The sequence below is a fragment of the Gardnerella sp. CCPDSM genome (assembly GCF_056754715.1).
In genome coordinates, this window is the sequence record NZ_JBQEQO010000007.1 from 1 (window position 1) to 26319 (window position 26319).

The window sequence follows — 26319 nt, forward strand, 5'->3', positions numbered from 1 at the left end:
ATTAAACGAGTAAACACTAGGTATGTCTTATCGACATGTTCGTATGCAGAAACATATCCATGAACCTTTTAACAATTATCTCTGCCTATCGTTAAAAGGTTTCAAGCAAATAAACTTAGAGTTCTCACACTCCTAGATATTTAATATATATTTGACACGGATTCCACTCATCCCATAAAGTTGGAAAACATTCCAATTCTTTATATCCCATCGCGATATAAAAATGATTTGTAATATCATATTCTTTGTAGTGTCCCATCTGAACAGTTTTTACCTGTGAGTATGTGTAACCCATCTTCCTTGCCATAGCTTCGTATGCTTTGTTAAGTACCGAGCCAACTCCCATTCTATGGAATTTCTTTTTTATACCCATCACAAAAATCTCTGCACAATCCTTGCTGGTTGCGTTTAACACAATAAACCCAACAAGTTTATCATTAATATAACAAGCAAGAAAAGGCTTTTCCTGTGAATCTTGAATATATTCTTCTGTACTTTCTGGCATTCCAAACCATTCTTGAAGATCATACAATACTTCTCTCGATACAGATTCCTTTTCTAGTTTATTCTCAATTTCTTTTACTTTTATATTCAATCCAGTCCTCCACAAACTCTAATTTATTCTTGTCATCAATACTAGAGCCTCCGCCGTCGAATCTTTCCAATCGAAGCTTCCTATTCGGTCGCTTCTCTTGGAGATTCTTGACATGAGACCTACCTCTGCTTCGCATCGATTAGCTTTGCTAATCGCGCGATAGCAGGGTTAGAGCTTCAACCTTGATTGACATTCCCCACTTCACCAGCTGGGTGCAAAGTGGGTGCACCTTTTAACGTTAACATCCTGTGCACTCAACCCTAGAGCGTTGATATCTTCCCTCATACAGAAAAATCGCACTCAAAAACCGCGAGAACCCAGCCTAAAGCCGCTTCGCATTAAACCTTTTAACGATAGCCCTCGCTAACCCCTGCTACACAAGGGCAAAAATGCACCCACCTATTAAGCCCTAGACATCAATACGACACTCTCAACGTGATGAGTTTCCGGATATATGTCGAACGCGCGCAAAGACTGAACGCTGTAGCCAAGTTCTTTAAACGTGCCAACATCGCGAGCAAGACTGGTCGGATCGCAAGCAACATACACAACGCTTCTTGCTCCAGACTTCGCAATCTGCTTACAAACTTGAGCTTTAGCACCAGCGCGCGGAGGATCTAGCACAACAACATCAGGATGTGCAAATCGGCGCACAATCTTAGATGACTTGCTCGCCTTAAACACCTGCGATTCAAGCGTTTGCGCAACATCGCCTTCAAGTGCTTCAACAACATCCCTGCTAAGACCCGCGCGCCCAATGTTTCGCCTTGCATTCTTTACAGCAATCGGTGCACCCTCAATGCTAAGCACACGGGCTGGCTCTGCAGCACCAAAAGAGCCAGCAGAACTAGATAAATCTCCGCCAACATTAGACAAAGTCGCAAGCGGAATCGTAAACAAACCAGATCCAGAATACAAATCCCACAAAACCGTATTCTTAACGCGCCCACCAAGCGCAGAACGAACTAATCCCAAAACATAGTTCACCAAATGCTCTGGAGCTGCACGATGAATCTGCCAAAAACCTCGAGCGTCAACATCGTAGTCAAAAGTACGCATACGCGACAAATCACCATCAACCGCAACTCGCACGCGCTCTCGCAACAAAGCCGAACCTGCAACCAGCTCATCATTTACTATAAGCGCATAATTTTCGCCAATCGCACTAAGAAGCGCAGACTTATCATTAAAGTCCAAACCCTCAACCCTAGGATCTGGAACAGCAAGACGAATCTGCGAATTTGGCTCAAATTTGCGATTCCACAAATCCAAAGAATCCGCAACGGCCAAAACAGCACGCGACGCAAGCGGCATAGTATCAATCGCAATGCGATCATGCGATTCGCGCTTTCGCATAGACAATCGCCCTTCATCATCCGCAACCAGCTCCATGCGCGTACGCCAATTAAATCCGTTAAGTTCCTCATCCCCCGGAATGCGCTCAACGCTAACATCGCTTTCCGAAACATCCATATGCGCTAAACGCTGGAATTGATTGGCAATCACGGAAGCCTTCCAACGAATCTGCCCAGGCAAAGAAACGTGAATTAAATCCGCTCCTCCAACTCCGCCGCCCTGAGACAAAGGACCCGCAAGCTTCCATTGCGGCTCCACACGATCCGCGCTAGGCTCCAAAACTTCCACAACTTCGCCAGTGAAAAAGTGGGCTTTTGCACGCATCGGCTCATCCATACGCACAACAACCAGCTCACCAGGGAGGGCAAATCGCACGAATACAACGCGTCCTTCGAGATGACCTACGCATCTTCCTTGATCCGCATATCTCTCGATTCGCATCGTCACTTGCATAAGTTACCCCTTAATTTTGCGTTTTGTTAAGCTGATTTTAGTTAAGCTGATTTTAGTTAAGCTGATTTTAGTTAAGCTGATTTTCTTCGATTGGATTTTCGTCGCTCTGTTTTTCGTCGTTCTGCTTTTCGTCGTTCTGCGTTTCTTCGTGATTTTTATGATGAAGACGCATAAACGGCGTTGCAATAATCAAGTAAGAAACCCAAATTGCGAGCGCCCAAAACGGCAATCCCATAATCAAACGCACTGTGCCAAGCCACACAACGTGGTTCGTCAAATACAATGGAACTTGCAAAACAAGTCGCAGCGCAAAAACACCAATCCACAATGCTGTAGCATACATATATGCACGCTTAAGCGGCTTATAATCAAGCCAATCGTGAAGCCACAAACCGAAGTTTTCTGTAGGCATTTTGCGAATCGACTCAATCACAAGCCCAAGCGCTGGCACGCGCGCAATCAATGAAATCGCAAGAAGCGCGCCATAAACAGCATTAGTAATAAAACCCATCATGTAGTAATCGCGCGCTTGATGACTCGTCCACACCCAAATAAGGCAAATTGCAATGGAAAAAAGTCCACTAATTGCACCCATCAGTGACTGCCTTTGAATAAGCCTAGCTATAACTTGTAAAACAGCAATCACAGCCGATACAATAACCGTCGTTTGTACATTTCTAGTTACAACAAAGCAAATAACAAACAGCAAGCCTGGGAGCATGGATTCGATTATTCCTCGAATACCGCCCATTGAATCGATTACAGAAAAGTTGCTTCCATCAGAACCGATAGAAGCAAGGGAAGCAAGCCCAGAACTTTTTTTGCCACAAGCGTTATTTTTCAAGACGGTATCCTTACGCTACTTAACTTACGCTACTTAACTTACGCTACTTAACTTACGCTACTTAACTTACTGCTATCTAACTTCAGAGAACATTGGACCGCGAGTAAGAGTAGTTTTCACTTCTACCTGCTGATCGTAGCCTAATGGCTTATCGTCTTTCTTTAAAGCGTCGCTAGTATTTTCAGTAGAGGATTTATTCTCACCATCTTTGTTTGCAATTTCTGCTTTTTTAGCAGCAGCAGCTTCTTTTTCTTCTCGAGTCAAAGGCTCGTGCATAGGAATAAAATCGCGAGGAGCAAGCGGCTCTTCACCACGATTTACAACAATCCCCTTAAACCATTCATCTAGCTGCTTAGTTTCATTATTATTTTCCGACAGCTCTGTTGCTGCCGGACCAGAGAATATTCCGCGAAGCATCCATCGAGGGCCGTCAATACCAACAATACGAGTAGTTATTGTTTTTTCGCCTACTTTTACTGGCATCAAAATTTCGGTACCAAACTCACCTTTAGATGTGCAAGCTTGGCTGTTTCCATCAAGTAAATCTTTGCAAACGTCTAGCCAAATACCAGTAGTTTTTGGAGCTGCAAAAGCTTCAACTTCTACGCTTGAGGAGCCACATGTTACTGTCATGCCTAAAACTTGCCCTGTTTCACGCTGTTTCTTTACGCGTAATTCAATACCTTGGAAATATGGAATGTAGATTGATCCAAAATCAAGATAATCACTGAAATCCGGTGCGTCTTCGTCGTTGAAATCCCATGGACCAGTTTTTATTTCTTTAACTTCATTTACAACTTTTGAAGATTTTACTTCTTTACGTCGGCCAAATAACCAACCCATTATTCCTCATTTCTTCAAACAACAAACCCGCAACAATACTTATTACTTATGCTGCAAATTGCTTAACTTCATCAGATTACCACAAGCAAAGCACTGAAAATTTTCATATGCATAAACGATATTTACGCAATTATCTCAATCCTATAAAAGTTAATAATCATACTGAATACTTTATAGTTAATGGAGCGTGATCGGACCAGCGCGCATCATAACTTTCAGCGCGATCAATCACAAATCCGCAAGCGCTTTCTGCAATTTCTGGCGTTGCAAACTGGTAGTCTAATCTCCAACCAACGTTATTATCGAAAGCCTTTCCGCGCTGGCTCCACCAAGTGTACGGGCCTTGAATATCTCCTGCAAGCATGCGCATAACATCCACAAACTCGTACTCGTTAATCCAGCGGTCAATATACGCGCGCTCTTCAGGCAAGAATCCTGCGCTTTTTTCATTTGCTTTAGCATTTTTAATATCAAGTGGAGTATGCGCAATATTAAAATCTCCGCACAAGATCGCTTGATTTCCGCCGCTTGCTGCTGCATCCCGAAGCTCACCTAAGCGAGTAAGCATTGTGTCTAAAAAGCGGAATTTTTGTTGCATTTTTTGCGGATCGTCCACATTTCCAGCGTGAACATACACAGAAGCAACAGTAATTTCATAACCTTGAGGCGTACGAACATCGGTTTCAATCCATCGCCCAGAATCCACATCCTCGCTTAAACCTGGCAAGCCGTAGCGCTTTGCTACTACAGGAAGCGATGTAACTAACGCTACTCCAGCGCGACCTTTTACACGGCAAATTTCGTTTATGTACGTAAAATCTTCGTTTTCTTTAGGATTTGCAATATCAGTATTTTCAGATGCGCGATATCCCATTTCAATTTTCGTCATAATTGGGTCGATTGCATCCTGCGGAGCACGCACTTCTTGCATACACCATACGTCAGGAGTGTGAGCATCGGACCAGTCAAGCATCCCCTTACGCTCGGCTGCACGAATACCATTTAAATTTGAAGTCGTAATTGTAATCATAAATCTAACTCTAATATGCGCGTTACACAAATATGCACGCTGCACAAAGCAAAAAGTAAGGTGCAGAAATTTATAACTCGTTATTAACCAAGTTACAAACCCTGCACCTTTATTTTTATTTTATTAGATTAGATTAGATTAAATTAAATATTTAGATTAGTTAATCTAATTAATTAAATTAATCCAAGCCAAGTTCCAAGTTTCCACCAGGAATTGCGTCGAGAAGATCGCGAGTGTATTCCTTTTGAGGATGATCAAACACTTCATCGGTTGTTGCATGCTCAACAAGCTTTCCGTGTTGCATAACAACAACTTCGTCCGCAATCTGTCGAACAACAGCCAAATCGTGAGTGATGAACAAGTAGCTTAATCCGCGCTCCGCTTGCAAATCGTTAAGCAAGTGCAAAACCTGATCTTGTACAAGCACGTCCAAAGCAGACACAGCTTCGTCGCAAACGATAACGTCAGGATCCAATGCCATTGCACGCGCGATTGCAATGCGCTGACGCTGGCCACCTGAAAGCTCGTTCGGGAAGCGAGTCATAACAGAAGCAGGCATGCGAACCATGTCCAAAAGCTCACGCACACGATTCTGACGGCTCTTTTTATCGCCAATCTTATGAATACGCAAAGGCTCTTCAATAGAACGATAAATCGAATACATTGGGTCGAGCGAACCGTAAGGATTTTGGAATACTGGCTGAACGTGACGACGGAAATCAAGCAAATCTGCGCCCTTTAAGTCAGCAATATTCTTGCCTTCGTAAGTAACGGTTCCGCTTGTTGGCTTAAGAAGTCGCAAAACCATGTTTGCAACAGTAGACTTACCAGAACCGGATTCGCCCACAATTGCCAACGTTGTGCCGCGCTTAATAGAGAACGAAACGTCATCAACAGCCTTGAAAAGCTCCTTCTTACGAGGAAGCTTAAACTCGCGAGTTAAATGGTCGACTGTAATAATATGCTCACTCTTTTCAAGAGTTTGCTCACCTACTACGTGATGCTCAAGCAAATTATCCGCGTTACCGCCATGCTCCTTAACGGAAATGATTCGCTGAGAAGCAAGGCTTGGAGCAGCAGCAACAAGTCGCTTCGTGTAAGGATGCTGTGGATGTTGCAAAACGTCCAAAGATGGACCAGATTCCACAACACGACCCTTATACATAACAACAACGTGCTGTGCACGAGCTGCAGCCAAACCTAAATCGTGAGTAATGAACAGAACGGAAGTTCCAAGAGAATCGGTAAGCGTATGCAAGTGATCAAGAATACGCTTTTGCACAGTAACGTCAAGTGCGGAAGTTGGCTCGTCCGCAATAAGCAAATCTGGTCGGCAAGCCAAACCGATAGCAATTAACGCGCGCTGACGCATACCGCCGGAAAACTCGTGCGGGAACTGACGTGCGCGAGTTGCAGCATCTGGCAAACCAGCCTCGTCAAGCAAACCAGCAATACGATCTTCAACATTTGCACCAACAACATACTTTTTGGCAATTTCCCAAGCTTTGTCGTCGTTCACACCGTACTTGATTAAATCATCTGCCACGCGCCAACGAGTTTCAGAACCTGGAACCCACTCTTTTTTGTAGTAGTCCATGGCTTCATTCATCTTGAATTCATCAAGTCCAATTTCTGCCAAAGACTTACGTGCAACTTCCATCAATTCTGGTAATTCTTTAGAACCGAGGAATGTTTCGTCGTCATTGCTTTTAACTTCTACGGCATCGCCTGCAAGAGCTTCCGCTAAAGCAGAACGCTTCTCATGGCTTACGTCAACACCATTTGCAAGAAGAGCTTCCTTAACCTGTGTGCCAATACGCCAAACAGGGTTCAAGTTACTCATAGGATCTTGAGGCACCAAGCCCATTGCAGTGCCACGCAAAGAAGCAAACTCTTTTGGCTTTAGTTTGCTAATTTCTTGACCCTTAAGCTTAATAGAACCACCCGTAACATGGCCTGTTCCTGGAAGCAAACCCAAAACTGCCATTGCAGAAGTGGACTTTCCAGAACCAGACTCACCTACGATTGCAACCCACTGGCCGGGATATACGCTAAAGCTTGCATCTCGAACAGCGTGAACAGCTTTCTTGGAATCAGTAGTGAAATCAACCTGAAGATTTTTCACTTCAAGCAATGGACCTTGCTCACGCTGCATAGCGAGAGCGTCTACATTTTTATGCGTTGAAATGCTCATAAGTTTTATTCCTCCACGCTAACTTCACGCCTTACGGCTCTTTGGATCCAACGCATCCTTTACAGCGTCACCCATCATAATGAAGGCAAGAACTGTAATAGCAAGCGCAAATGACGGATAGAACAATACTTCTGGACTGTTATTGAAGTACCTACTGTAAGTAGCAATATCTCCACCCCAGCTCACGGTAGTAGTTGGTAAACCAATACCAAGGAAGCTAAGTGTTGCTTCCAACACAATGTAGGAGCCAAGAGAAGTTGTGCCAACAACAATGATTGGAGCCAAAGAGTTTGGAATAATATGCCTGAAGAGATTTCGTATAGGTCTAGATCCTAAAGCTGTAGAAGCTGTGTTAAATTCTAGATTCTTTGATTCCATAACAGCACTTCTAGCTATTCGAGCAACACTAACCCAACCGAATAGAACCATAACTAGAATTATCTTCCACATTGATTTTGTGGTTCTGAACATTTGGAGAACAACGATAGCGCCAAGAAGCATAGGCAAAGCTAAGAAGATATCGGTAATGCGGCTAAGAACAGCATCAACCCAACCTCCGAAGAAGCCTGCAATAGCACCAATTAAAGAACCAACTAAAACAACCAAAACTGTAGCAATTATGCCGATTGTTACAGAAGTGCGAGTGCCATATATTACGCGAGCGTAAATATCGCATCCCTGCTTATCAAATCCAAGAGGATGGCCGGAAGAACTTGGCAACAAAGAGTTATTAAGTACGCAATACATTGGATCTCGCTTAACAAGCAATCCAGGGAATAATGCAATAAAGAAAATTGCAATAATTAATATTGCGGAAATAATAAACAAAGGATTTCGTCTCAAAGTACGCCATGCATCAGCCCACATGCTCGTAGCAGGAGCAGACTCATCAACAGAATCAACTTCCTGTAAAGGAGTGTCTTCCAAAGATGCAACGTAACGTTCCTGACCTGGAAGCGCAATATCTGTAGCAGTCAAATTTTCCTCAACTTTTTCTTGCATAATTATGCTTCTCCTTACGCGTAACGAATGCGCGGATCAAGAGCCGCGTACAAGATATCAACAAGTAAATTGCTGACTACGAAAATCAGCATAAGCAAGGTAACTACAGAAACTACCAGATTGCTTTCACCCTTCAAAATACCTTGATAAGTGAGGAAGCCAATACCATGAACATTAAATATTGTTTCTGTAATCATAGCGCCGCCCATAAGAGCGCCCAAATCCTGACCTAGGAACGTTACTACTGGAATTAAAGAGTTTCGAAGAATGTGTCGAATAATAACAGCACCTTCTTTTAAGCCTTTAGCGCGAGCTGTACGAACGTAATCAAGAGCAATATTTGACGAAACTTCAGACCTTGTAAGTCGAATTACATATGCCATAGATACAGATCCAAGAACCATTGCTGGAGTAAGCATATCTAAGAATCCAGGATCATTGCTTACATTAGGAGGGAGAATATGCCACTTAATACCAAGCAAATATTGCATAGCATAGCCAGTTACGAATGTTGGTACAGAAATAAGAAGCAAAGAAACAATAAGAATTACGCTATCGTACCATTTACCTTTTTTAAGACCGGAAATAATACCGAAAGTTACGCCAAACAGAGCTTCAAAAGCGAATGCCATAACAGCAAGCTGAATAGTTACAGGGAATGCACGACTAATTTCGTCAATAACAGGCTGACCTGCAAAGGTTTGGCCAAAGTCAAGAGTAAGCGCATTCTTTAAGAACAGTAAATATTGAATAATAAATGGTTTATCTAGATTATAATTAGCTCGAATTTGTGCCGCGACAGCAGGATTAACTGGTTTATCACCAAACATTGCATTTACCGGATCACCCGGCAAAGCAAATACTAAAGCATAAACCAATAATGTTGTGCCGAGAACAACAGGAATCATCTGCAAAATTCGACGCAGAATGTACTTACCCATCGGCTTCTCCTTGAATTGTTAACAATTACTCGCAAAGACAACAAAGTGCCACTCCAGTTGAAGAAATTTTTTGGATTATTTCCTTCATTCTTTCAACTGGAGCAGCAATTTCGCTATAAGCGATATTAAATTATTGAGAGGCGATATCAGAATTAATTATTTTTCTGAATATCATGAAATTAATTTATACAAACTCCATATGAAGATTTAAATCTTACTTATGAAGCTGGTAGTAGAGTGGCATGTTCTGCCAATCCATTACGAATCCCTTCAAATCGTGATTCATAACAGCCTTAGCATTCATGTAAAGCAGTGGTACGGATGGGAGATCCTCAAGAAGGGTTTCGCCAGCTTCATGATAAAGCTTAGTTGCTTCGCTTGCATCGGAAGATGCAGTAGCCTTAGTAAGCAATTCATCAAACTTTGGATTCTTGTAATCACCATCATTAGAACCATTGCCATCAGCTGCAACAGAAGCAAACTGCTGAGTCAAGTAGTTTTCTGGGCTTGGGTAATCTGGCATCCAGCCTGCACGCCATGCACCCTTAATCTTACGCTTGGTGCATGCATCGCGGAACTCCTGGAAGGTTGGGATTGGCGTGGTTTCTGCCTTAACACCCAAATTGTTCTTCACATAGTTCACAACTGCATCGAACACGGACTTAGCAACAGCGTTATCAGCATTGTAGGTGAAGGTAAGAGGACCATCATACTTGGAAATTGCTTCTGCCTTAGCCCACAATTCCTTAGCCTTCTTTGCATTGAACTTCAAATGCTCGCTACCCTTCAAATTAGGATCGTAGCCTGGGGTCTTTGGAGAAGTGAAGTCGTTAGCAGGAGCAGCAGTCTTGTTCAACACCTTTTCAGCAATTGCCTTACGGTCGATAGACATAGAAACTGCCTGACGACGCAAGCGGCCTTCTTCGGTCTTAACATCGAAGTGTGGCAAGCTGGAAGCAATGCTGAACTGAAGAATTACAGAACCAGGCTTGTTGTAAGCAGTGATTGTGCTATCGCTCTGGAAGTTGCTGGTTTCAGTATCTGGAATGTTATCGGTCATATCAAGGTTGCCGGACTGTACGTCACGGTAAGCAGCATTACCATCGGTGTAAATCTTGAAGGTAACGCCATCATTCTGAGCCTTGCGAGGACCATCGTAAGCTGGGTTCTTTACAACTTCAATCTGCCTGTTGTGATCCCAAGACTTGAACAAGTATGGACCGGAGGAAACAGGCTTTTCACCATAAGCCTTTGGATCCTTGTAGAAGGATTCTGGAAGTGGAGCGAATGCCAAGTAACCAACCTTAATTGGGAACACAGAATCTGGCTGCTTCAAATCAACAGTGAAGGTGTCCTTATCTACAACCTTCAAACCGGAAAGCTGTTCGTCGCCCTTCAAACCTTCCTTCTGCAATTCGTCATAACCCTTAATGGTCTGGAAGAAGGAAGCGCACTTTTGTGCATTCTTAGCGTTGGCAACGAAGCTCCAAGCCTTGGTGAAGCTTTCAGCGGTAACAGGAGTACCATCGCTGAACTTCTTGCCTGCCTTAAGCTTAACAGTGTACTGAGTTGCGTCTGCGTTTGGGGTAACGCTTTCAGCATCCTCATTTACTGGGTTGCCCTTTTCATCAAAAGTGATCAACGTTGAGTTGACCAACATAGCAGGACGTGCACCAGCGTTTTCGTTAATGTTACCAGGCACCAATTCATTCTGTGGCTCAGTGTTATTTACGGTAATAATAACCTTTCCACTGTTTGTTTGCGCAGTCTTCGAAGCAGATGAGCCGCAGCCACCAAGCAACATGGCCAACGAGCAGGCCGCAGCAGCAAAAGCTAAAGCCTTATTCTTCATAATTATTCTCCTAACGTCTGGTAGGCAGATGCTATATCAATACAAAAAGCCAAGTCATGAATAAAATAAATCCATCTAGTTTTATTGCCAGATGGATTTTTTTAGCCAATGACAAGGCCTCTTCGTTGATTAAAATTCAATAATACGTATTTTTTCAAACAATGCAAGAGTATACATAAATTGTAAAATTTATTGTTTATATCTAAAAATTACTTATCAAAACACCATTTTTTCGCATAAAAACTAAAAAATTTACTATTTTATCAATAAATTTTACTGTTTTTTACTAATTTACATTTATTACATATATGTAAATTATGTAATAAATTATGTAAAGGCATTGTTAATTAGCGAGAAATTATGCACTTATTATGCAGATAATTAAGCACGCGGAAAAGCTTGTAAATAGCGCTGTTTCAACGCTTCTATAGATACATGCGTATAGCGTTGCGTAGTATTAAGCGATGAATGACCCAATAACTCTTGCACTTCTCGCAAATCTGCACCACCGTTAAGCATATGCGTAGCCGCACTATGGCGCAAAGCATGCGGAGAAATATCAGGCACATGCGCACTTTTAGCAGCATCATGCACAACCTGTCTTACCAACCTCTGATCAATGCGCTTTCCGCGAGCGCCAAGAAATATTGCGGTTTCCGCAGAGTTTTGCAATAAAACTTTTCGCCCATCACTAGAAAACCACGCAGATAATGCTTTAAAAGCAGGAATACCAAAAGGAACAACGCGCTGCTTATTTCCCTTACCTGTAACTTTTATAGTGCGAGATTCAAAATTCACATCATGCACATTTAATCCTGTAAGCTCACCTACTCGCATGCCAGTTGCGTATAAAAGCTCTAGAATTGCAGCATTGCGAAGTTCAATTGCTCGGATCTTTTTTGAGGATGATGATGAATTATTAGCTTCAGAATCAACGTTATTCATTAACTCCTCTGCTTGCGATTCATCAAGCACAGTAGGTAGCATATTTTCAATTTTTGGAGTCATTAAAATTTCTGCAGGATCACTTTTTATGTATCCAACATGCTGGCACCATGCAAAAAATCCGCGCACCGCAACGACTTTTCTAGCTAAGCTTGAGCGCGCATGATTCTTAGAAACATTTGCCATCCACGAACGCAAATCATCAGTAGTAAGATCCGAAATATTATTAAAGCCGTGCCGATTACACCATGCTAGGCATTGCAAAATATCGCTTTCGTAAGCTCGCTGCGTGCGCTCCCCTAAGCCCTTATTCGCACGCACATACTTAATATAATCATCTACTAAACTCGCATACTTAGAAGAACAAGCCAAAGAATCAGCAACAAGTGATGATTTATTGCTCATACTTAACTCACCTTCCATAAAAGTTTAAAGCAAAACGTTTGCTATACGTGCCTGTCACATGCATAATACAACAAGGAGCTTGTTTATGAACACACGTACAAAACCAACTACACTACCGCAGCGAATACCTGCAGGCGCTCGCATAGTAGTAAGAACATACAAAATTATAGAAGAAAATAACGATGGAGCGCAAAAAATCGAGTATCATGATGCGATTGGGCACGTACTCGAGTGGGACGGGGTAATGCTTCATTTGCTTCGAGATCCTGCAGCAAACGGCACTAGAGCTGCCGAAGAAATGTTCATTGACGCCAACACTATTTACCGATTAAAGCCAATCCCAGAACGCAAATTCCAAAAGCCTCTTAGTGTGTAAGTTGTTTGGTTTGGCGTGAGTTTTACACATTTCTCAAGGAAGCATCTGAACGCAATAAGAGTTGAGAAGATTCGTTGGTATTGGATTCGGAAAGTGCAATAATGGATTCGCCTAAGCGCGCAGATTCTAGTAATTCTTTCTGCCAATTGCTTCTGGAATCATACTTCCACAATCTGCTATTATCAGCATCGCTTTGATTCGTATTAGTTTTAGACGAGTTGCGCTGCTGGTATTTATATTCTCGCCACGATTGAGCTTTATCAAAAAACTCTTGCTCATTATCGTCAGCAGATTGCACATCTTGATCCAACATATTTGCAGCAAAAGTTAGCTCAGAAATTACGGAACGCAATAATTTCGCAGTATTATGCCGATTTTCGCTTACCATTGCGCGCGTGCGTTGAGGATCCGTAAGAGCAACGCGAGTCATATCTCGCCAAGAGCCTGCAGATAATTGCAAAGCAATAGCACGATTAGATTGTTCGCACAAAACGTTTGCGAGAGCAGTTGCAACAACGTGAGGCATGTGAGAAATAAGAGCTGCAGAATTATCGTGCGTTTCGTCATCCAAAACTATTGCGCGATTCTTACATAAAGAAACAATCATTTGTAAAATATTTAGAACTCGCCAAAAATCAGTGTTGCTATCAACAGTTAAAGCCCACAAAGCATTTTCTAAAAGTTCAGCGCTAGAAGCTTCCCAACCAGTAAATTCGCTTCCAGCCATAGGATGCGCACCAACATAGCAATCTTGCAAACCTGCTGCAGCAACCTGCTGGCGAACTAAAGTTTTTACACTACCAACATCGCTAATAGTTGTGCAAGATTTGTCAATATAAGGCGCAATTTCTTGCAAAATACTTGGCATAGCAAACAAAGCATTGCACAAAATTAGAACGTTTGGACGAAGTTTAGCTAAATCTTGTACATTTTCTACGCAGGTAATTCCTAAACTTTTAGCTTCATCGTACATATCTTTATGACGATTCCAAGCATAAACGTTACATTCAGGCAATTTTGCAAGTCTTTTTGCAAGAGATCCGCCAATAAGACCAAGTCCTACAATACCGACAGAAAATTTTTGAGAAAACTCAGCATCTTCTACCATAATAATTCTCTTTCTGCACGTGTTACGTTCAAATTACGCAAAGCATCAACCGAAGGTTCAACGCATACTCCCCCATTAGGAAGCATCCAATCATTCATCACTGGATTATTGTGCTTACTAGAAGGGTAAACTGCTAAAGATCGAACCCAATCGCCATGTTCAACAACCTCTTGAATCATAGCTTTACACGTAGAATCCCAAGGAGCAGCATCAACAGTTGCAATAAAACTGTATAAACCGCCCTGCCCTTTAATCGGTCTAGACATAAAAGAAGTCATATTAAGACCATGATCGCGCACAACATCAAGCAAATTTGCTAATACGCCAGCGCCTGTGCAACGCGGAATAAAAGCAATAATTGATGAAAATGATGAAAAGTTTTCTCGCTGCACATTAACAAAATCTAAAGCCTCATCTCTAGGAGCTAATACTAAAAACTCAGTGCGCGCGCCAGAAAAATCTTCAACGCCTTCACTCACAATCTGCCTATTGTATAAATCAGCACAAATTCTAGGGCATAAAGCAACTTCGCCAGGAACTAAATCTCTACAAGCAGCAGCGTTTGAAGACGCAGTTTTTTCTTGTAACCCGCGCTCTTGAGTAAACTTACGGCATTGTGCCAACGCGTGCGGGTGAGCAACAATAGTAGAACAGTTATCGATTGAATCTGACTTGCAAATAACAGCATCAAAACTAATATCGACGCCTATGCGAGCAATACCAACCATATTTTTTGCATCAATTAATAAATCTAAATTAGGTATTACAACGCCTTCAATATTGTTTTCCCACGCAATAACGCCCCAATGATGATTCTCTTCAATTTCACTAGCAATACTGCGAACATTCTCACAAGCAGTTGGAATAAGTTGCAAATTATCAAACGATTGTAACTGCTGTTGAACTTTTAAAGCTGCTTGATGCGTAAAAGAACCTTCAGGCCCTAAATAGCATAATTTACGCGAGCAATTATTGTTACTACTATTCATAACTATTCCTTAAAAAACTGTTGCATTTAAGAATATTGTAAGCAAAACTACCGTAAAAAATACTGCTTAATACTGCTTAATACTGCTTTGTATGCAAAACGTGCCGCTAAGTCGCGCTTAAATTATTGCAAATTTTTACTTACTTTGCTATTCAACAACAAACCAACGCTGAGGCATGCAAAGCAAAATTGCGTGAGCAATAAGAACGCCATAAAGCCATAAATATCCCACATATTGAACGCACCAAGGCACAGGAATAGTAAAACCAACTGGCACAAGAATTGCACTGCCAATAAAACCTAATGCGAGAATCCAAGCAAACGCGGAGAAAACTATTGCATGAATAAATAATCCCCACCATCCACTACGCGCTCTAGAGCACCAAGCAGAAAGCAGGAGTAATATCATTGCAACAACAAAACCATATGGCAAATTGCTCATCGCACCACAACGATGAACAAACGTTCCGATTAGCGAGCACAGAAGTGCAGAAACGCACGTGGTCGCACACTTACCCCACCAAGGTAAGCGATGCGACCACGGTTTTGATGACATAATAGTTAACGCCTCAATTTTAAAATGGTATTTTAGAGGATGCGTCACGCAGCATTGTTCTGACGACGCTGCTTAGCACGCCACTTATACCATTCGTCACGGCTCAAAATAATCTTGCGCACGCGAATAGCTTCAGGAGTTACTTCAACGCACTCGTCTTCGTTTGCGAAATCAAGAGACTCTTCCAAGCTCATCTTAATTGGTGGAGTCAAGGTCTCGAGAACATCAGCAGTTGAAGAACGCATGTTCGTCATATGCTTAGCAAGCGTAATGTTCACATCCAACTCGTCTGGCTTATTGTTAATGCCAACGATTTGGCCTTCGTAAACTGGGCTTTGCGGATCGACGAAGAAGATACCGCGAGCTTGCAAACGCTGCATAGCGTAAGGAGTTGCAACACCCTTACGATCGCAAACCATAGAACCGTTCTGGCGAGTAACAATCTGACCAGCCCATGGAGCGTAACCGGCGGAAATAGAGCTTGCAATACCAGTTCCGCGAGTAGCAGAAAGCAAAGCAGTGCGGAAACCAATAAGGCCACGAGAAGGAACAGTAAATTGCAAACGAACCCAACCGGAACCGTGGTTGCTCATAGAATCCATGCGGCCTTTACGATCAGCCATAAGCTGTGTAACTGTACCCATGTACTCTTCTGGAACGTCAATCGTTGTGTTTTCCATAGGTTCGTTAATTTGACCATCAATAGTCTTAGTAACAACCTGAGGGCGGCCAACCGTAAGCTCGTAGCCTTCGCGACGCATCTGCTCAGCCAACACAGCCAACGCAAGCTCGCCACGACCTTGAACTTCCCAAGCATCTGGACGCTCAGTTGGAAGAACCTTAATGGAAACGTTACCAATAAGCTCGCGATCCAAACGATCCTTAATCATACGAGCAGTAAGCTTATGATCTTTTCCTTCAGTACCAGCAAGAGGAGAATCGTTTACGCCGAAAGTCATAGAAATTGCAGGATCGTCAACATGAATTAATGGAAGCGGCTTTGGATCGTTCTGGTCAACAATCGTTTCGCCAATCATAATGTCGTTAACGCCAGCAACAGCCACAATGTCACCAGGGCCTGCAGAAGCTACAGGAGTACGCTCCAAACCTTGAGTGCGAAGAAGCTCAGAAACACGGAAGTTTTCAATAGAACCATCAACGCGGGAAAGACCGTAAGTCTTGCCCTTTTCCAAAGTGCCGTTGTAAATACGAACCAAGCCCAAGCGTCCAAGGAAGTCGGAGGAATCAATGTTTGCAACATGAGCTTGAAGAGGAGCGCCTTCTTCGTATTCAGGAGCAGGAATGTTTGAAATAATAGAATCAAACAGAGGCTCCAAATTATCGTTATCTGGCAAGCCACCATTTTCTGGCTGATTTACAGAAGCGTAACCGGCTTTAGCAGCGCAATAAATTACTGGCAAATCAAGCAAAGCATCGAGATCAAGATCGATACCTTCCTCAACAACATCCTGAGCCAAGCCAAGAAGCAAATCTGTAGATTCTCCAACAACTTCTTCAATGCGAGCATCTGGACGATCAACCTTATTTACGCACAAAATCACAGGAAGCTTAGCTTCCAAAGCTTTACGAAGCACAAAGCGAGTCTGTGGAAGAGGACCTTCGGAAGCGTCAACAAGAAGGACAACGCCGTCAACCATAGAAATACCGCGTTCAACTTCGCCGCCGAAGTCAGCGTGGCCAGGAGTATCAATCACGTTAATAGTAATGCCTTCTGGGTGGCCATATTTTTCAGCTAACGGACCGGTGTACTGCACAGCAGTGTTCTTAGCAAGAATAGTAATGCCCTTTTCGCGTTCCAAATCATTGGAATCCATCACACGATCTGGGACTTCTTCGCGCTCAGAAAATACGTGCGACTGCTGAAGCATGGCGTTTACCAGAGTGGTCTTACCGTGGTCGACGTGCGCCACAATTGCCACATTTCGAATATCACCGCGAACAGTCATCACAAAACCTCTTCCATTCTTCGCGTTTAAGTAATTATTTACAAGCAACTACTTTAAAGCTGAAGCCAATTAAATAGCTGCAATACGTTATTGGCAAAACCAAAATCGGCAAACTGCCAAACCTCGCCGATTTTACTCGCGAGCGCAGACAGCTCTTAATCCACGCTAACGCAGAACCACAAGAACTTAAGCAACAACGCCTTTAGCAATAAGCTCGCGCGCAACCTCGCGATACTCTTTTGCGGTTTTGTGTTCAGGAGCAAAAATAGTAATTGGCACTGCAGCAACAGTAGAATCTGGCAGTTTAATAGATCTGGAGATTACGGAATGCAAAACTTTGTCTTGGAAAGCTTCGTAAATGCGCTGCAATACTTCTTCGCTGTGCAAAGTGCGAGTATACATAGTAACTAGAACGCCAAATACTTTAAGATTTGGATTAATTCGAGACTGCACTTTTTCAATAGATTGCATAAGAAGAGCTACACCTCGAAGTGCAAAGAATTCTGCAGCAAGCGGAATAATTACGCCATCTGCTGCCGTTAGTGCGTTTACAGTAAGCAATCCTAAAGAAGGCTGGCAGTCTACAATAATAACGTCGTACTCGTCTCGAACTTTACGCAATACGCCTGCAAGAATTTGCTCACGACCTACTTCTGTAACAAGCTGAACTTCTGCCGCAGATAAATCAATATTCGCCGGCATAATATCAATATTTTCGGTTTCGGTATGGCGAATTACGTCGTGCATATCTACTGAAGAATCGAACAATGCTGTATAAACCGTGTTGTCAAGCGCATTAGCGTTAATACCAAGCCCAACAGTTGCAGCACCTTGAGGATCGAAATCAACAATCAAAACGCGACGACCATACTGGCTTAAAGCTCCAGCAATATTAATAGAGCTGGTTGTTTTTCCAACTCCACCTTTTTGATTGCACATAGCAATAATTCGCGCAGGTCCATGAGAATTAAGCGGCTCCGGCGCATGAAAAGTCTCGTATTCGCGTCCAAGTAAATCAGTAGGCATGTTCCCCACTTTATCAACAGGTATACTCACGAAACTCTGAGCATAAAATTATCTAGCTCTAGGATGACTCATTACGTAAGCTTCAACTAAAGCATCCGGACTTATATGAGTGTAGATTTGCGTAGTTGTTACGGAAGCGTGACCAAGAAGTTCTTGAACTGTGCGCACATCTGCTCCTCCTGCTATTAAATGCGTAGCAAGCGAATGGCGTAATGTGTGCGGATGTAAAGGATTCTCAAGTTTTGCGCGCTCTCCTGCTTCAGTAACAACCAGCCACGCGGATTGGCGAGACAAAGCATTTCCGCGCTTATTTAAGAAAATAGTGTGTAATTCGCGCTTTCCTTTGGAAGATAGTATTGGACGAGCTTTTTCAATATACTTTCGAATAGCTCTAACAGCACATCCTCCAATTGGAACTAGACGCTGTTTTGCGCCTTTTCCAGTAAGTTTTACAACGGACTCTTCTAAATCAAGATCTTCAAATTTTACGCCTACTGCTTCTGAAATTCGCGCTCCTGTAGCGTACAAAAATTCGAGTAAAGCTGCGTCTCTAAGCGAAATAGCGTCCGTGCTACCAAAATTTCCTGCAGCTTCAATAACACGATTCACTTCTTCAATACTTAAAACGTCCGGCAAGTAGTCTGCTTGTTTTGGCGCTTTTACTTGCGCTGAAACGTCAGATTGTATGCTTCCGTTAGAAAGTAGAAAGCGGTGCAGTTCATGAATACTAGCTAAACGGCGCGCAACAGTGCGAGATCCTAAACCTGATTCGTGTAAAAATCTTACGTAAGACTCAACGCTTAATTGAGTAATAGAGCTAAAACTATTGATATTTTGATTATTATGCAACCATAAAACGTAATCTTGTAAATCTGAAGCGTATGCAGATACTGTTTTTTTAGAAAGACCGCGCTCAATATCAATATGCGTAATAAAACGTTGAATATAAGATGCAAATTCTTCAGGAATATTGCTTGAAATATTGCTTTCTATATTGTTTGCATAATTTGCAGAATCAAGATTTGAGCGCATAAAGCTAATTATAACGAATAAATAAATTTTAATTACGCGACTTTATATAAAAAAGCCCGCCTTAAAACGGGCGGGCTTAAAAATCTAACTCTATTTAAAGCTAAATCAAGCTTCAACTGGAGCGTTTACATCAGCTGGCAATGCAGCCTTAGCAGCTTCTACAACAGCCTTGAATGCTTCAATATCGGAAACTGCGAGCTCAGCAAGAGCGCGACGATCCAATTCGATGCCTGCCAAGTGCAAGCCCTGAATGAAGCGATTGTAGGTGATGCCTTCAGCGCGAACTGCAGCGTTAATACGCTGAATCCACAACTTGCGGAAATCACCCTTGCGAGCCTTGCGGTCGCGGAAGTTGTAAGTAAATGAGTGGAGCAGCTGTTCCTTTGCCTTGCGATAAAGACGGGAGCGCTGACCGCGGTAGCCAGAAGCCCTCTCAAGAACAACGCGACGCTTCTTGTGAGCGTTTACTGCGCGCTTTACTCGTGCCATAAGTATTCCTCAGCTTTCTTAAAAATTTACGATTGCGTATTCGTTTACAAGCAATTACTTGTTTACTTGCTTTTACTTACTTAACGAGCAAGCCCTTAAGCTTCTTGCTCTGCGCAGTAGCCAATACTTTATCTTCGGAAAGAGCACGACGCTTACGAGCCGACTTGTGCTCCAAGTTGTGGCGCATGGCGCTACCATCGTGCATTACCTTACCGGTACCGGTAAGACGAACGCGCTTGGACGCTGCGGAATTAGTTTTCATCTTCGGCATTGCTGCCCTCCTTGTGATGTTGATCGGATTGCATAGCGTTTACTGCAGCTGCAGCCTGTGCCTGCACTTCCTGCTTTGCTGCAAGACGTGCAGCCTGGCGAGCTTGACGCTCAGCACGCGATTGATCGCCTCGACGACGCTGCTCAGACTGTGTATGAATCTTCTTGCCCTTTGGAGCGAGAGTCATAATAATATTGCGACCCTCTTGCTTTGGAGCAAACTCAACGGTGCCGCTTTCAGAGACCTCATCTGCAAGTCGGCGCAACAGTTCAACGCCGCCAATTGGACGAGACTGTTCGCGGCCACGCAACATAATAGTGACCTTGACCTTGTCTCCACCGTTCAAGAAACGAAGTACATGACCCTTCTTCACGTCAAAATCATGATCATCAATCTTGAGGCGGAAACGAATTTCCTTAACCTCAGCGGTGGTCTGATTACGGCGTGCTTCGCGAGCCTTCATCTTTTCGTTGTACTTGTACTTACCGTAGTCAATAAGCTTGGCTACTGGAGGTTTAGCAGTAGGCGCAACCTCGACAAGATCGAGATTAGCTTCCCTTGCAAGGTTTAACGCTACCGAGGTTGCGATAACTCCCACTTGCTCGCCTTTTGGACCAATAAGGCGCACCTGAGAGACTCGAATCTCCTCGTTAATGCGTGGTTCGTCGCTAATGATGACTCCAATCCTTCTAAATACTGGTAAGATGCAATACACCAAGAAGTCCAAGAGATTAAGGAATTCACCACTTCATATCAATAAAACGCTTGTATATAAGCGTGGCAAGTAGTGCAAAATAAATCTACCTGCGTGACCGAAGTCATGAACCCGAAACCACAGTAGGCTTCCAGGTGGGGACATCCCACTTTCTTGATTACTCAAGCCAAATGTTCAGTATACTACAAGGCTTGACAAAAAGGCAGCCAACACACCAAAAATCAATCGACTGCATAAATCGAAAATAAAACCTGCAAATAATCAACCAATAATTTAAGTAACTTACTTAAAAAACTTGCACAGGTTCAGGCTTAAAACCATCGTGAGTAAAGTACACGTCATACCATGTTAGGAAAGTATAAACAGTCCAAATCTTACGACGATCATCAGTGCGCTTTGCGTAATTGTCGTCAATCATACGAAGCAAAGCATCACGATCAAAGAACTTCGCTGCAACATCGCTTTCGAAAGATTTACGCACAATCTTATAAAAACGCTCCTCGCGCAACCAATCTTTAACTGGCACTGGGAAACCAAGTTTTTCGCGATCATACCAAGCTTTCGGCAAGTGACGAGCAGCAGCCTTACGGAAAGCAAACTTAGTATTTTCGTCATTAATTAAATATTTAGTAGGAACTTGCTCAGCTACATCCATAAGAACACGATCAAGCAAAGGCACACGAAGCTCCAAAGAATGAGCCATCGTCATTTTATCTGCCTTAAGCAAAATATCTCCTGGCATCCACTGATGCATATCGAGATACTGCTTTTTCTTAACTTCCGAAAGACCCTTACCTAAAATTCTGTTGTAAATAGCACCAACAATATCCATAACATGCGGGCCTTTACGATATTCAGGCTTCAAAAGCTTAATAGCTTCATCTTCCTCAAACACTTTGGCTTGTCCAATAAAATGCTCTTCCGCTGGAGCCAAATTAGCGTACAAATGCCATGCTCCATGGAAATGCTTTCCTTTTGCCGATCTACCAATTGCATAACGCAACTTTTTCGGCAACTTTGCAAGCATACGCGTCACAACTTTAATAAGCTTGGAACGCGTGTGAACACCATAATCAATGTATCCCGCAAATAATTCATCTGCGCCTTCGCCACTTAACACAACGCGCAAATCTTGAGCAGCTAATTTAGCAAGGAAGAACAATGGCACACACGAGAAGTTAGAATCAGGCTCATCCAAATACCATTGAATTTGCGGGAAATAGCGGAAAGCGTCAGAAGCGTCAATAATTTCAGATTTATTATTTAATCCAATAATCTTCGCCAACTCGCCAGCCTGCTTGGACTCGTCGTAATGACCACCAGCAAAACCAATTGAATACGTGTGCTCTGGGCGAGCAACGGATGCAACATAACTAGAATCCACACCCGAGGAGAGGAATGAACCAACCTCAACATCCGCAATTTGGTGAGCTTTAACAGAATCACAAACTGTTTTATCGATTGAATCAACTAATTCATTCAATCGCTGCTTTGTTTCTCTAAAATCGGGATCATAATACTGCTCAATCTTCATCTCACCGTTTTTATAAGTAAAGCAGTGACCTTCACGAAGCTTAAACACACCCTTAAAGAAAGTTTCGTTAATTGCAGGATATTGGAAAGTCATAAATGGTTTAAGCGCGTTTTCGTTAAGTTCCTTCTTAAAATCTGGGTGACGAAGAAGTGATTTAATCTCTGAACCGTACATAAACGTACCGTTCATTTGCGAATAATAGAAAGGCTTAATTCCAAAATGGTCGCGAGCGCCGAATAGTTCTTGAGTTTTTTTATTCCAAATAACGAAAGCAAACATTCCGCGCAAACGCTTAAGTAAATCTTTACCCCATTGCTCATAGCCGTGTACCAACACTTCTGTGTCGCAATCAGTTTTAAAAATGTGCCCAGCTTTAATAAGTTCTTCTCGAAGCGTCCTGTAATTGTAAATTTCGCCATTAAAAGTAACTGCTAAGGAGCCATCTTCGTTGTACATTGGTTGAGAGCCGCCGTGAAGATCAATAATGCTTAGACGACGAAAACCAAGAGCCGCATGTTCGTCAATCATCGTACCGTATTCATCCGGACCACGATGAACAATCACATCCGTCATATCTTTCACGATTTTGGTTTTGACGTTAATTGGGGTGTCGTTAATAAACCCAGCAATTCCGCACATTTATTTCTCCTAGCAAGGTGCACAACACAGTATTGCGCTATTCCCCAATAAATTATTCTCCCGATACTATTGTAGAAAATACGCAATATTTCGGAAAATCTAATTCGCATTGCAATATTACATCAAACACTTTATGTTGTCTAAGAAACAATCAAAACATAACAAAACACTAGTCAACATGCGCTTTATAAACTCTTGTTTGTAACTATTAAAACGGTACCAATAAGGCGTTATTATGAAGATATGGAACCTTTGCAACGCTGCGTAGTACTAGCAGCAGGAGATTATTACGACCACACACGTGAACATGTGCCAGATCGCGCTTTAACTATTGCAGCTGACGGAGGCTGGGACTATGCGTGCGAATTAGGATTGCATGTTGACGCACTTATTGGCGACTTTGATTCAGTTAGACTTAAGCTTCCAACTGACGCGGTTATTACTCGTTTACCTGCAGAAAAAGATGATCCTGATTTACTTTCTGCATTAAAAGTTGGTTGGGCTAAAGGCGCTCGCGAGTTTCATATTTTCGGCGGATTAGGCGGCCGAGTTGATCACACTATTTCTAATATTCAACTTATGGTGCGGTTAGCGCGTCGCGGCGGAATTGGCTTCTTATATGGAGATGGACAAATCGTTACCGCTATTCACGATGGTTCTCTTGATTTTCCTGCATCAACTGGCACATCCTCGCGAATAGTATCAGTTTTTTCGCATACGCCTGTTTCAAATGACGTAAATGAGAGCGGTTTGAAGTATCAGCTTCAACATGCAGTTATGCATGGAGATGCAGTACAAGGTTTAAGCAACGAATTGCTTGATAACACGCCTGCACATATTGATGTTCATGAGGGAACTCTTATTGTTACATTCCCAATTAACGCTCCTTTACCGCAAGTAAGCTGGTTTAAGAGGCCGGTTGGAGATTTAGGTAAGATTGACGCTTCTATTTCGGAAGCACTTGCAGTTCCTTTAGAAAGTGAATCAGCTCCTACTGATTCCACTACTGCAGCTGCAGAATCTATGACATATAACGAGTAGATATCTTAGTTACATTTCAATTCTTCGTACATACCGCACACTAAAATGAATACCGTTCATTCAATAACGATGACCACAATGCGTGAGTTTTTCATCGCGGAAATCGCGTGACTTAAACGTTACGCACGAGGTCTCACTCAAGGGAGAACCACATGACAGTCAAGATTGGTATTAATGGTTTCGGTCGCATTGGTCGTCTCGCATTCCGTCGTATTTTTGAGCTTCAGGCTCGCGGTGGTCAGGCCGGTGACATCGAAGTCGCAGCCATCAACGATCTGACCACTCCTTCTATGCTCGCCTACTTGCTTAAGTACGACAGCACTCATGGAACGTTCCGTCACGATGATGGAACCCCAGTTGAGGTGACTTCTACCGATGACGCAATCGTAGTAGATGGCAAGACTTACAAGGTGTACGCAGAAAAAGACGCAAACAACATTCCATGGGTTAAGAACGATGGCGTTGAATTCGTACTCGAATGCACTGGTTTCTACACTTCTGCAGAAAAGTCCCAGGCTCACTTGAATGCTGGCGCTAAGAAGGTTCTTATCTCCGCTCCAGCTAAGGACGAGACCACCCCAACCGTAGTGTTCGGTGTAAATCACCAGATTTTGAAGCCTTCCGACAACATCGTGTCTGCAGGCTCCTGCACCACCAACTCTATGGCCGCAATGGTTAAGTTGCTTCAGGATAACTGGGGCATCAAGTCCGGCTTCATGACCACTATCCACGCTTACACTGGCACTCAGATGATTCTTGATGGCCCACGCGGTTCCAAGCCACGCAACAACCGTTCTGCAGCTTGCAACACTATTGAGCACTCCACCGGCGCTGCTAAGGCAATCGGTAAGGTTGTGCCAGAGGTTAACGGCAAGCTTCAGGGTCACGCACAGCGTATTCAGGTTCCAGATGGCTCCGTTACCGAGTTGACCACTGTTCTTGAGAAGCCAGCTACTACTGAAGAGATCAACGAAGCCTTCAAGAAGGCTTTCGAGAACTGCGAGTACTTCGGCTACAATGCCGACAGCATCGTGTCTTCGGACATCATCGGCGACACCCACGGTGGCGTTTTCGATCCAACTCAGACCGATGTGAACACTGTTGACGGCGTAACTTTGGCTCGTACCGTTACCTTCTACGATAACGAGTGCGGCTTCACCGCTAACATGATTCGCACCCTTCTTTACTTCGCTGAAATCTCTGAGTGATTTCGCTCAAGTAAAAATCGGAAATAATCTGATTTCGTAAGATTATTAAACCCCTTGTGCTGCTTTCTAGGCTCCACAAGGGGTTTATTTTTTAGATTTTTCTGTATTAAGTCAACAGTTGGTATAGCATATCATGTAATACAAATTGCTATTAAGTACGCACAGTAAGGGGAAACGCAATGAGTAAGAAACATGCAGAAACTGGAAAAGCAACTCCTGCTATTGCTCAATTAGAAGAAGCAGGCATTAATTTTAGAATTGCGCAATACGAGCATGATGCAGACCATATGGATGATGGTTACGGAGTTGAAGCTGCTGAAAAACTCGGCGTGAGTGCAGCACAAGTATGCAAAACACTTATGGTTGATACTGGCGAAAAACGAGTAGTTGGTATTGTTCCTGTAAATGGAAGACTTAATATGAAAGCAATTGCTGCAGCTGTTGGCGCAAAGAAAGCTAGCATGACAAGCCCAGAAGTTGCACAACGCGAAAGCGGATACGTGGTTGGCGGAATTTCTCCATTCGGCCAAAAAACGAAACACGAAACCGTGCTTGACAGTAGCGTAATGCAATTTGATGAGATTCTTGTTTCTGGAGGAAAGCGCGGCTTGGACGTGGTTCTTAATCCTCAAGACATCGTAACATTGTTAAGTGCAACAGTTGCAGATATTGCAGCGTAAGTTTGCTACAACTAGATTTAAGCACATGCACTAAGCGCAAAATAATTAACGTCTTGGCAACGTGCGATAATCCCTAAGGTTGTTAATTAATCGTTAAGGAGTACCAATTATGGGTATGCGTGGCCGCAAGCGCAAAGCGCGTCGTAAAAAAGCAGCAAATCACGGCAAAAGGCCAAATGCTTAAGCTGTAATTTTTGCTTATAAATACTATAAAGCCCGCTCTTATGCG

The 26319-nt window shown here is 43.0% G+C and carries 25 protein-coding genes; 5 read left to right on the forward strand and 20 right to left on the reverse strand.

Features of this window, described 5'->3' with window-relative positions; translation table 11 throughout:
* Positions 1-124: 124 nt before the first annotated feature.
* From ACTJLE_RS05225 to ACTJLE_RS05270, 10 genes are all read right to left on the reverse strand, one after another.
* Positions 125-595, reverse strand: a complete 471-nt coding sequence (locus ACTJLE_RS05225) for a GNAT family N-acetyltransferase (protein ID WP_004111719.1) — start codon at positions 593-595, stop codon at positions 125-127.
* 402 nt (positions 596-997) lie between these two features.
* Positions 998-2404 carry a class I SAM-dependent RNA methyltransferase gene (locus tag ACTJLE_RS05230; RefSeq protein ID WP_481267742.1) on the reverse strand — a complete coding sequence of 469 codons (1407 nt, stop codon included), beginning with the start codon at positions 2402-2404 and terminating at the stop codon, positions 998-1000.
* A 67-nt stretch (positions 2405-2471) separates the two neighbouring features.
* Positions 2472-3248, reverse strand: coding sequence for a DUF3159 domain-containing protein (locus ACTJLE_RS05235; protein ID WP_481267743.1), 777 nt, complete (start codon positions 3246-3248; stop codon positions 2472-2474).
* Positions 3249-3320: 72 nt separating this feature from the next.
* Positions 3321-4091 (reverse strand): DUF3710 domain-containing protein, encoded by a 771-nt coding sequence (locus ACTJLE_RS05240; protein ID WP_481267744.1) that lies wholly within the window; start codon positions 4089-4091, stop codon positions 3321-3323.
* Positions 4092-4248: 157 nt separating this feature from the next.
* The gene (locus tag ACTJLE_RS05245) at positions 4249-5121 is read right to left on the reverse strand and encodes an exodeoxyribonuclease III (protein WP_481267745.1); all 873 of its coding nucleotides are present in this window, start codon (positions 5119-5121) and stop codon (positions 4249-4251) included.
* Positions 5122-5299: 178 nt separating this feature from the next.
* On the reverse strand, positions 5300-7315 hold the full coding sequence (locus ACTJLE_RS05250) for a dipeptide ABC transporter ATP-binding protein (RefSeq protein WP_481267746.1): 2016 nt from the start codon (positions 7313-7315) through the stop codon (positions 5300-5302).
* A gap of 24 nt (positions 7316-7339) precedes the next feature.
* Positions 7340-8317, reverse strand: a complete 978-nt coding sequence (locus tag ACTJLE_RS05255; protein ID WP_481267747.1) for an ABC transporter permease — start codon at positions 8315-8317, stop codon at positions 7340-7342.
* A 14-nt stretch (positions 8318-8331) separates the two neighbouring features.
* Complete coding sequence (locus ACTJLE_RS05260; RefSeq protein ID WP_481267748.1) at positions 8332-9258, reverse strand: ABC transporter permease; 927 nt, start codon at positions 9256-9258, stop codon at positions 8332-8334.
* Positions 9259-9472: 214 nt separating this feature from the next.
* Positions 9473-11110 (reverse strand): peptide ABC transporter substrate-binding protein, encoded by a 1638-nt coding sequence (locus ACTJLE_RS05265; RefSeq protein WP_481267749.1) that lies wholly within the window; start codon positions 11108-11110, stop codon positions 9473-9475.
* A 381-nt stretch (positions 11111-11491) separates the two neighbouring features.
* A complete protein-coding gene (locus ACTJLE_RS05270; RefSeq protein WP_481267750.1) occupies positions 11492-12460 on the reverse strand; it encodes a tyrosine recombinase XerC in 969 nt (322 codons plus the stop codon).
* A gap of 85 nt (positions 12461-12545) precedes the next feature.
* On the opposite strand from ACTJLE_RS05270, the gene ACTJLE_RS05275 reads away from it, so the two are divergent.
* Positions 12546-12836 carry a DUF6725 family protein gene (locus ACTJLE_RS05275; RefSeq protein WP_481267751.1) on the forward strand — a complete coding sequence of 97 codons (291 nt, stop codon included), beginning with the start codon at positions 12546-12548 and terminating at the stop codon, positions 12834-12836.
* 22 nt (positions 12837-12858) lie between these two features.
* On the opposite strand, the gene ACTJLE_RS05280 is transcribed toward ACTJLE_RS05275, so the two are convergent.
* From ACTJLE_RS05280 to asnB, 10 genes are all read right to left on the reverse strand, one after another.
* On the reverse strand, positions 12859-13944 hold the full coding sequence (locus ACTJLE_RS05280) for a prephenate dehydrogenase (RefSeq protein ID WP_481267752.1): 1086 nt from the start codon (positions 13942-13944) through the stop codon (positions 12859-12861).
* Complete coding sequence (locus tag ACTJLE_RS05285) at positions 13938-14933, reverse strand: prephenate dehydratase domain-containing protein (protein ID WP_481267753.1); 996 nt, start codon at positions 14931-14933, stop codon at positions 13938-13940. Before ACTJLE_RS05285 ends, ACTJLE_RS05280 begins: the two co-directional genes overlap by 7 nt.
* Before the next feature lie 147 nt (positions 14934-15080).
* Entirely contained in the window at positions 15081-15488 is a 408-nt protein-coding gene (locus ACTJLE_RS05290) for an alcohol dehydrogenase (RefSeq protein WP_481267754.1), read from the reverse strand.
* A 44-nt stretch (positions 15489-15532) separates the two neighbouring features.
* Complete coding sequence (gene typA, locus ACTJLE_RS05295) at positions 15533-17455, reverse strand: translational GTPase TypA (protein ID WP_481267755.1); 1923 nt, start codon at positions 17453-17455, stop codon at positions 15533-15535.
* Positions 17456-17641: 186 nt separating this feature from the next.
* Positions 17642-18481, reverse strand: coding sequence for a ParA family protein (locus ACTJLE_RS05300; RefSeq protein ID WP_481267756.1), 840 nt, complete (start codon positions 18479-18481; stop codon positions 17642-17644).
* Between the two features lie 48 nt (positions 18482-18529).
* Positions 18530-19513: a site-specific tyrosine recombinase XerD gene (xerD, locus tag ACTJLE_RS05305; protein WP_481267757.1), complete on the reverse strand. Its 984-nt coding sequence runs from the start codon at positions 19511-19513 to the stop codon at positions 18530-18532.
* 105 nt (positions 19514-19618) lie between these two features.
* Positions 19619-20002: a 50S ribosomal protein L20 gene (gene rplT, locus ACTJLE_RS05310; RefSeq protein ID WP_004105106.1), complete on the reverse strand. Its 384-nt coding sequence runs from the start codon at positions 20000-20002 to the stop codon at positions 19619-19621.
* Positions 20003-20078: 76 nt separating this feature from the next.
* The gene (gene rpmI / locus ACTJLE_RS05315; protein ID WP_004128670.1) at positions 20079-20273 is read right to left on the reverse strand and encodes a 50S ribosomal protein L35; all 195 of its coding nucleotides are present in this window, start codon (positions 20271-20273) and stop codon (positions 20079-20081) included.
* Entirely contained in the window at positions 20254-20991 is a 738-nt protein-coding gene (gene infC / locus ACTJLE_RS05320; protein WP_479691635.1) for a translation initiation factor IF-3, read from the reverse strand. The genes rpmI and infC overlap by 20 nt, the downstream gene beginning before the upstream one ends.
* A gap of 283 nt (positions 20992-21274) precedes the next feature.
* The gene (gene asnB, locus ACTJLE_RS05325) at positions 21275-23161 is read right to left on the reverse strand and encodes an asparagine synthase (glutamine-hydrolyzing) (protein WP_481267758.1); all 1887 of its coding nucleotides are present in this window, start codon (positions 23159-23161) and stop codon (positions 21275-21277) included.
* Between the two features lie 243 nt (positions 23162-23404).
* Here asnB and ACTJLE_RS05330 point away from each other — a divergent pair, with 243 nt between their 5' ends.
* The 4 genes from ACTJLE_RS05330 (at position 23405) to ACTJLE_RS05345 (ending at position 26274) form a co-directional block, all read left to right on the forward strand.
* Positions 23405-24202 carry a thiamine diphosphokinase gene (locus tag ACTJLE_RS05330; protein ID WP_481267759.1) on the forward strand — a complete coding sequence of 266 codons (798 nt, stop codon included), beginning with the start codon at positions 23405-23407 and terminating at the stop codon, positions 24200-24202.
* Positions 24203-24354: 152 nt separating this feature from the next.
* Entirely contained in the window at positions 24355-25410 is a 1056-nt protein-coding gene (gene gap / locus ACTJLE_RS05335; RefSeq protein ID WP_481267760.1) for a type I glyceraldehyde-3-phosphate dehydrogenase, read from the forward strand.
* A gap of 179 nt (positions 25411-25589) precedes the next feature.
* Positions 25590-26090 carry a Cys-tRNA(Pro) deacylase gene (gene ybaK / locus ACTJLE_RS05340; RefSeq protein ID WP_481267761.1) on the forward strand — a complete coding sequence of 167 codons (501 nt, stop codon included), beginning with the start codon at positions 25590-25592 and terminating at the stop codon, positions 26088-26090.
* 109 nt (positions 26091-26199) lie between these two features.
* The gene (locus ACTJLE_RS05345) at positions 26200-26274 is read left to right on the forward strand and encodes a 50S ribosomal protein bL37 (RefSeq protein ID WP_369803150.1); all 75 of its coding nucleotides are present in this window, start codon (positions 26200-26202) and stop codon (positions 26272-26274) included.
* Positions 26275-26319: the final 45 nt, after the last annotated feature.

Bases quoted from the DNA above. Each gene is read 5' to 3' on its own strand.
- ACTJLE_RS05230 (WP_481267742.1), bottom strand. From the start codon at position 2,404: ATGCAAGTGACGATGCGAATCGAGAGATATGCGGATCAAGGAAGATGC.
- ACTJLE_RS05240 (WP_481267744.1), bottom strand. From the start codon at position 4,091: ATGGGTTGGTTATTTGGCCGACGTAAAGAAGTAAAATCTTCAAAAGTT.
- ACTJLE_RS05245 (WP_481267745.1), bottom strand. From the start codon at position 5,121: ATGATTACAATTACGACTTCAAATTTAAATGGTATTCGTGCAGCCGAG.
- ACTJLE_RS05250 (WP_481267746.1), bottom strand. From the start codon at position 7,315: ATGAGCATTTCAACGCATAAAAATGTAGACGCTCTCGCTATGCAGCGT.
- ACTJLE_RS05255 (WP_481267747.1), bottom strand. From the start codon at position 8,317: ATGCAAGAAAAAGTTGAGGAAAATTTGACTGCTACAGATATTGCGCTT.
- ACTJLE_RS05260 (WP_481267748.1), bottom strand. From the start codon at position 9,258: ATGGGTAAGTACATTCTGCGTCGAATTTTGCAGATGATTCCTGTTGTT.
- ACTJLE_RS05265 (WP_481267749.1), bottom strand. From the start codon at position 11,110: ATGAAGAATAAGGCTTTAGCTTTTGCTGCTGCGGCCTGCTCGTTGGCC.
- ACTJLE_RS05270 (WP_481267750.1), bottom strand. From the start codon at position 12,460: ATGAGCAATAAATCATCACTTGTTGCTGATTCTTTGGCTTGTTCTTCT.
- ACTJLE_RS05275 (WP_481267751.1), top strand. From the start codon at position 12,546: ATGAACACACGTACAAAACCAACTACACTACCGCAGCGAATACCTGCA.
- ACTJLE_RS05280 (WP_481267752.1), bottom strand. From the start codon at position 13,944: ATGGTAGAAGATGCTGAGTTTTCTCAAAAATTTTCTGTCGGTATTGTA.
- ACTJLE_RS05285 (WP_481267753.1), bottom strand. From the start codon at position 14,933: ATGAATAGTAGTAACAATAATTGCTCGCGTAAATTATGCTATTTAGGG.
- ACTJLE_RS05290 (WP_481267754.1), bottom strand. From the start codon at position 15,488: ATGTCATCAAAACCGTGGTCGCATCGCTTACCTTGGTGGGGTAAGTGT.
- typA (WP_481267755.1), bottom strand. From the start codon at position 17,455: ATGACTGTTCGCGGTGATATTCGAAATGTGGCAATTGTGGCGCACGTC.
- ACTJLE_RS05300 (WP_481267756.1), bottom strand. From the start codon at position 18,481: ATGCCTACTGATTTACTTGGACGCGAATACGAGACTTTTCATGCGCCG.
- xerD (WP_481267757.1), bottom strand. From the start codon at position 19,513: ATGCGCTCAAATCTTGATTCTGCAAATTATGCAAACAATATAGAAAGC.
- rplT (WP_004105106.1), bottom strand. From the start codon at position 20,002: ATGGCACGAGTAAAGCGCGCAGTAAACGCTCACAAGAAGCGTCGCGTT.
- rpmI (WP_004128670.1), bottom strand. From the start codon at position 20,273: ATGCCGAAGATGAAAACTAATTCCGCAGCGTCCAAGCGCGTTCGTCTT.
- asnB (WP_481267758.1), bottom strand. From the start codon at position 23,161: ATGTGCGGAATTGCTGGGTTTATTAACGACACCCCAATTAACGTCAAA.
- ACTJLE_RS05330 (WP_481267759.1), top strand. From the start codon at position 23,405: ATGGAACCTTTGCAACGCTGCGTAGTACTAGCAGCAGGAGATTATTAC.
- gap (WP_481267760.1), top strand. From the start codon at position 24,355: ATGACAGTCAAGATTGGTATTAATGGTTTCGGTCGCATTGGTCGTCTC.
- ybaK (WP_481267761.1), top strand. From the start codon at position 25,590: ATGAGTAAGAAACATGCAGAAACTGGAAAAGCAACTCCTGCTATTGCT.